Source organism: Micromonospora arida (assembly GCF_003857035.1).
GTDB classification, from domain to species: domain Bacteria; phylum Actinomycetota; class Actinomycetes; order Mycobacteriales; family Micromonosporaceae; genus Micromonospora; species Micromonospora arida.
Map to the genome: position 1 here is coordinate 1 of NZ_QGSY01000027.1, position 3,479 is coordinate 3,479.

At 70.9% G+C, this 3,479-nt stretch carries 4 protein-coding genes; 3 read left to right on the forward strand and 1 reads right to left on the reverse strand.

The annotated features are described in order from the left end of the window. On the reverse strand, positions 1 to 1,286 hold a 1,286-nt coding region (locus DLJ58_RS00240; RefSeq protein WP_148097951.1), incomplete at its 3' end, for a C40 family peptidase. 239 nt (positions 1,287 to 1,525) lie between these two features. Here DLJ58_RS00240 and mqnE point away from each other — a divergent pair. The 3 genes from mqnE to DLJ58_RS00255 form a co-directional block, all read left to right on the forward strand. After that, positions 1,526 to 2,695 (forward strand): aminofutalosine synthase MqnE, encoded by a 1,170-nt coding sequence (mqnE, locus tag DLJ58_RS00245; protein ID WP_091395685.1) that lies wholly within the window; start codon positions 1,526 to 1,528, stop codon positions 2,693 to 2,695. 23 nt (positions 2,696 to 2,718) lie between these two features. Continuing rightward, positions 2,719 to 3,156: a hypothetical protein gene (locus tag DLJ58_RS00250; protein ID WP_124853316.1), complete on the forward strand. Its 438-nt coding sequence runs from the start codon at positions 2,719 to 2,721 to the stop codon at positions 3,154 to 3,156. A gap of 73 nt (positions 3,157 to 3,229) precedes the next feature. Further along, a partial coding sequence (locus DLJ58_RS00255; RefSeq protein ID WP_148097952.1) for a DUF4229 domain-containing protein occupies positions 3,230 to 3,479 on the forward strand: 250 nt, incomplete at its 3' end.

Genomic DNA, 3,479 nt, shown 5'->3' on the forward strand with positions numbered 1-3,479 from the left:
GTCGTCTTCGTGGGCGACGGGGTGGGCGTCGGCTTCGGGGGCGAGACGGGCGGCGTCGGATTGGTCACGACCGGTGCCGGCACCGCGCCGATCACACGGGTGGCGGCGTACAGCCGGGACCAGCGGACGACCGAGATCTTGACGACGTCCCCCGTGGTGGGCGCCTGCACCATCTTGCCGTTGCCGATGTACATGCCGACGTGGTGGATCGTCGTCCAGCTGCTGCCCGAGGCGAAGAAGAGCAGGTCGCCCGGGAGTAGCGCGCTCTGCGGGACCGTGCGGCCCCGGGTGGCGGCGTACTGGTCGCGGGAGACCCGGGGCAGGTCGAAGTAGTCGGCGCCGGGGGACCGGTACGCCGCCCACATCAGGCCGGAGCAGTCGAACTGGTTCGGCCCCTCCTCGGACCACTTGTACGGGTCGCCGAGTTGGGCGAGCGCGTACCGGACCGCGGCCAGTGCCCGGGGGTGTGCGGCCATGCCGCTGATGCTCTGGTTGGAGACGTAGCCGGCGCCGATCTGCTGCTCGGCGGCCTCCTGCTGGCGTTCGATCTCGATCAGCGCGGCGGCGTTGTCCCGGCGCAGCTTGAGCAGGCTCGCCTCGGCGGTGCGGAGCGCCGTCTCACCGGCGGTGAACTCCGCCGCGGCGGCGGCGAGCTGATCCTTGGCCTGGGTGTGCTTCTGGTACGCGGCCTGCTCACCGGCGCGGGCCCGGGACAGCTCCCCGGCCACGCCGGTGGTGCCGCCGTCGACCTTCTCGCCACGGGTGATCGCCTGGAGGCGGCTCAGCCCACGGATGTCCTGGGCGAGGTCACCCGGCGGCAGTGCGGCGGCTGCCTTGACGGCCTCGGAGGCGGCGGTGTCAGCCGCCTGCTGGGCCCGGAGCAGGGTGTCCTGCGCGGTCGCCAGCGCCTTGCCGGCCGCGTCGACCTGCGCCTGCGCGTCGACGCGTTTCTGCCGGCTCACCAGCAACGCCTCGCCGAGCGCGCCGACCTGAGTCTCACCGGCGGAGATCGCGGTGGCCAGTGGGCCGTTGCCGATGTTGACCACCGGCGTGGCGGGCACGCCGGCGACCGGCGCGCCGCCGGGCAGCTGAAGCGAGCCGGTGACCGCCGGGCGCGAACCGGTGTCCGGCACGGTGGTCGGCACGCCGGGCTCCGCGTACGCGGGGGTGGCCAGCACGGCCGCGGCGATCGCGCCGAGCAGGGCGGCCCAGAGCTTCGGACGCAGGACCGGCGAGATCACCGGGCTCCGTCGTCGCTGCCGTCGCCCGCGCCCGCTGTAGACCATGCCGCTCCCCGTCCAACCACTCGTCGCCGCGCTCGGTGGGCGCGACCGCCGGGACGGTACCAGTGTGTGTGTTCCGCCCCACCTTGTTACTACCGCACCTCGCCACCCTTGTCGATGCGTTGCCGGGTTACGGGAGGCTGAGAGTCTGGTGAAGTGGGTCGCTGCCGGCGACCGTGCCGCCGGGCCCGTCGGCACCGCGACGTACGCTCGATCCGGACCGCAGGTGGAAGGGACGTGCCATGGACGCCGGACTCAAGCGTGAGCTCGAAGCGAAGGTGTACGCCGGTGAGCGGCTGACCCGGGAGGACGGGGTCGCCCTCTACGAGAGCGACGACCTGACCTGGCTGGGGCGGCTGGCGCACCACAAGCGCACCGAGTTGAACGGCGAACGGGTGATGTTCAACGTCAACCGGCACCTCAACCTGACCAACGTCTGTTCGGCGTCCTGTGCGTACTGCTCGTTCCAGCGCAAGCCGGGCGAGAAGGACGCGTACACGATGCGCATCGACGAGGCGGTCCGCAAGGCCAAGGAGATGGAGGACGAGCAGCTCACCGAGTTGCACATCGTCAACGGCCTGCACCCCACGCTGCCCTGGCGTTACTACCCGAAGGTGCTGCGCGAGCTGAAGGCGGCGCTGCCGAACGTCAAGCTCAAGTGCTTCACGGCGACCGAGGTGCAGTGGTTCGAGAAGATCAGCGGCCTGAGCGCCGACGAGATCCTCGACGAGCTGATGGACGCCGGCCTGGAGTCGCTGACCGGTGGTGGCGCGGAGATCTTCGACTGGGAGGTCCGGCAGCACATCGTCGACCACGCCTGCCACTGGGAAGACTGGTCGCGCATCCACGCGCTGGCACACAGCAAGGGCATGAAGACCCCGGCGACGATGCTGTACGGCCACATCGAGGAGCCCCGGCACCGCGTCGACCACGTGCTGCGGCTGCGCGAGTTGCAGGACGAGACCGGTGGCTTCGCGGTCTTCATCCCGCTGCGTTACCAGCACGACTTCGTCGACTCGGCGGACGGCAAGATCCGTAACCGGATCCAGGCGCGCACCACGATGGCCTCGCCGGCCGAGTCGCTGAAGACGTTCGCCGTCTCCCGGCTGCTCTTCGACAACGTGCCGCACCTGAAGAACTTCTGGGTGATGCACGGGCTGTCGGTGGCTCAGCTCTCGCTGAACTTCGGCGTGGACGACCTGGACGGCTCCGTCGTCGAATACAAGATCACCCACGACGCCGACTCGTACGGCACCCCGAACACCATGCACCGCGACGACCTGCTGCACCTGATCTGGGACGCCGGCTTCCAGCCCGTCGAGCGGGACACCCGCTACAACGTGGTCCGGGAGTACGACAAGGCCCCGTCGCTGGCTGAACGGCGTGCCGAGCCGCAGCAGGTCTGGGCCTGAGCCACCACGTACCCTCGCAGTCGATGACCGAGCAACGAGGACCTGAGCAGCAGAGTGGCTTTCCCCGCCGGGACGCCGAGGGCCGCATCCGTACCCTGGGCGACCTGCTCGGGGTGTGCCTGGCCGGCCTGGTCATCGGCGTGCTCGCGTTGGTGCTGTTCGACTGGGCGTTCGCCTCGATCGGCGCCGGCGACTTCGGGCACACGAACGGTTGGCTGGCGGTGATCCTGCCGGCCTGGCTGTTCTGGGACGACTTCCGGGCCTGGGACTTCGGCGCGGCCCGGGTGGTGGCGGCGGTGGTCGCCGCCGCCGTCGGGGTGTTCGCCGGGCTGCTGATCGCCGGGCTGGGCGCGGGGTTGCCGCCGCTGCTCTCCGGCGCGTTGGCGGCGGCGGCGTTCACAGTGGCGTACGCGGCCCTCTGGTTCCCGGGTGTCCGCTGGCTGGCCCGCCGGACCGGCTGACCACGACCGCCCGCCGGGCGGCTCGACCCTTCCGCCGGCAGTGGCGGGCGACGGAGAGAACGGAGTGGTGCAGGTGAGCGCCGCGCTCAAGTACACGCTGGGCCGGATCGGGCTGTTCGTCGCCGTGCTGGGCGGCCTCTGGCTGGTCGACATGAACGTGTTCCTGAAGCTGATGCTGGCGTTGGTGTTCTCCGCCGCGCTCTCCTTCTTCCTGCTGCGCGGTTGGCGGGACGAGATGGCCGGGGAGATCGCCGAAGCAGCCGAGCGCCGCCGCACCGAGAAGGAACGCCTCCGCTCCGCCCTGGCCGGCGAAGACCAAACCC

Excerpts from the sequence above, each read along its gene's own strand:
- DLJ58_RS00250 (WP_124853316.1), top strand. The coding sequence starts at position 2,719 with ATGACCGAGCAACGAGGACCTGAGCAGCAGAGTGGCTTTCCCCGCCGG.
- mqnE (WP_091395685.1), top strand. The coding sequence starts at position 1,526 with ATGGACGCCGGACTCAAGCGTGAGCTCGAAGCGAAGGTGTACGCCGGT.